Below are 1,589 nucleotides of genomic sequence, written 5' to 3'. Positions count from 1 at the left end.
GTTTTAGTACAGGATAAATATGCTCTAAAATTAAGGAAGAAAAGAGTTGCTTTTTACCTCAGTTCTTTGTTAGCTGTAGGTTTTTTTATTATGCTAGTAATTTTTGTTATTATTTTAATCAATAAAGCAAAACCAATAATTCCAAGTCCTATCATCAATTCTAGATTTATAATCATAAAAGTTCCTTTATCAACATTTTCACTTCCCCAGCCACCAGGTGTTTTATCCGCCCAATGTGTCCAATTCAAGAAACCTAAATAAATAGATAAACATACAGCTCCAATTAATAATAAATAATTTAATATCCACCAATCTTTATCAAATTTTTTATTTATCCATTTTGTTACTATTAGCAAAATAATTGGTGTAATAAAGCTATTCAATAAAATATTTAAAGCTGCAATTCCAGAAGACCAAATTGGTCTCAATATTAGATTTGGAAGTGTTCCAATTCCAATTATTGCGATGCAGAGATAGATTAAATATTTAAGATTGTTATTCAATTCATAAAATTTTATTCAACTTACAGCTAACGGTCTTGTATAACAATCAGTTGCGGATTGTTTAGAAACTAAGATAGCTAAAATTACCGACTTTTATGCTTGCGCGGTTGTGTCCGCAGGACACAAAGCCGCAATTGTTGTTATACGGTGTTGCCTCACGTTTTTTATATATTCTTGAAGAATTCAGTTTTAATTTTCACTTCTTCTACCATTTCAATTGAAACCCCTAAATTTAATTCTTTTAATCTTTCTGCAAATTCATTTCCATCAATTAAATCAATCGGAATTGCTCCATCTCGAGCAGCTTCTTTTTTAGCTTCTCTTGTAAAACTTCCTGTTGTAAGTATTAAACCTTTATCGGCTCTACCACTCATAGCTCCTCTAAAATCTCGAATAGTTGATGAAGACACAGAACCTTTATATCTTTTTGCTTGAAATACTACGTGAAATGAAAGAACACTTCCAATTTTATAAATCCCTTTACCATCTATTCCTCCGTCATTAGTTTTTCCGGTCACTTCTACATTTACAAAACCTAATTCTCTCAAAAGACGTTGACATAAACGCTCAAATTGGTCAGGATTGATTTTTCTAATTGTTTGAATCAATTTATCCTGCCATTCAAACTCTTCAATTTCTTCTGTTGTTCCATCTATCGATGGTTCATTTATTTTTGGTTTGTCAGATTTTTTGCTTCTTTCTTCTTTGTCAATTTTTACAACCGTTCTTTTAACTTTTGCTTGATTAACCTCTTCAGTTTTTTGTCCTTTTTCAGTTAATGCCCAAACTCCTCGTGAAGAATTTTCTAAAATACCATATCTTTTTAAATAATTTCTGGCCCAAGCAAGTCTATAAGTTAATTTAGTAGTGCTTTCTCGATGAATTTCATTAATTGCATCTTCACTTAAATTTAATATCTGAGAAACTTCTTCTTCAATTTCGCTAACAGAACCAGAACCTCCTAATTTTTTTAATGCTTTAATAAGCGGATTGAATAAATCGTCGTATTTATAAGTAAAATTTTTATCCATTAATTTTGGTTCAAATGTGTGGCAACGGTCTTGTATAACAATCAGTTGCGGATTG

The 1,589-nt window shown here is 30.6% G+C and carries 2 protein-coding genes; both read right to left on the bottom strand.

Annotation, left to right across the window (positions count from 1 at the left end; genetic code table 11):
* Positions 1–53 precede the first annotated feature (53 nt).
* Positions 54–503 carry a hypothetical protein gene (locus G551_RS0112325; protein ID WP_027885843.1) on the bottom strand — a complete coding sequence of 150 codons (450 nt, stop codon included), beginning with the start codon at positions 501–503 and terminating at the stop codon, positions 54–56.
* 164 nt (positions 504–667) lie between these two features.
* Positions 668–1,534, bottom strand: a complete 867-nt coding sequence (locus G551_RS0112320; protein WP_027885842.1) for a restriction endonuclease — start codon at positions 1,532–1,534, stop codon at positions 668–670.
* Positions 1,535–1,589 lie beyond the last annotated feature (55 nt).

It is taken from the genome of Mesonia mobilis DSM 19841 (genome assembly GCF_000423405.1).
GTDB classification, from domain to species: Bacteria; Bacteroidota; Bacteroidia; order Flavobacteriales; family Flavobacteriaceae; genus Mesonia; species Mesonia mobilis.
The sequence above is the reverse complement of the archived record's forward strand: the minus strand, read 5'-3'. Positions and strand labels throughout refer to the sequence as shown.

Excerpts from the sequence above, each read along its gene's own strand:
- G551_RS0112320 (WP_027885842.1), bottom strand. The coding sequence starts at position 1,534 with ATGGATAAAAATTTTACTTATAAATACGACGATTTATTCAATCCGCTT.